The 779-nt window shown below is 67.0% G+C and carries 1 pseudogene; it reads left to right on the top strand.

The features are described 5' to 3' along the window. Positions 1-779 (top strand): annotated as a pseudogene (locus tag ACM14_RS30195) (RHS repeat protein); the annotation flags it as partial.

Here is a 779-nt window from a genome sequence, read left to right as displayed (position 1 = left end):
CAGCGAACTGCCCAACGGCCAGATCGAGCGCTACCACTACGACAGCGCAGGCCACCTCACGCGCATCGATCCGGCCCAGCCTGCGGGCACCTCCAGCGAAACCCAGGCCGCCGACCCCAGCATCCACCTGCGCTACGACCTCTGGGGCAGGCTGGTCCAGCGAACACATGGCGGCCTCACCCTGGCCTTCGAATACGACAGCGCCGGCCGCCTGCTGCGCCTCGTCAACGAGAACGGAGCGCAAAGCCGCTTTGCCTGGGACGCACTGGACCGGCTCGTGCAGGAAGAAGGGTTTGACCAACGGCTGCAGCGCTACCGCTGGGACGCGGCTGGCCAGCTCATGGAAGCCACGGACGGCAACGCCGCACAGCAAACCAGCAGCCACTACCGCTGGGACGAAGGCGGCAGATTGGTCGAACGCCAGCTGCCCGCCACACCCCATGCGCCCGCACAAACCCACCGCTACGCATGGGATGCGGCCGGGCGCCTTACGGCGGCCAGCGTCTGGCAGCACAGCACCGCAGACAACGACAACGGCCTCATCGCCCAACTGCAAAGCCGCATAGCACTGGAGCGCGACGCCCTTGGCCGCATCACCGCAGAAGTGCAACAGCTGTACCGGCCTGGCAAGAACGGCAATGGCAACGGGAACGGGGTCGCAGACCAGATCGAATACGAACACCGCATCGCCCACAGCCTGGACACGCTGGGCGCACGCCAGCACAGCCAGCTGCAAGGCCTGGGAGAGATCGCCTGGCTCACCTACGGCTCAGGCCATG

Source organism: Delftia sp. JD2 (assembly GCF_001682645.1).
GTDB classification, from domain to species: domain Bacteria; phylum Pseudomonadota; class Gammaproteobacteria; order Burkholderiales; family Burkholderiaceae_C; genus Comamonas; species Comamonas acidovorans.
The sequence above is the reverse complement of the archived record's forward strand: the minus strand, read 5'-3'. Positions and strand labels throughout refer to the sequence as shown.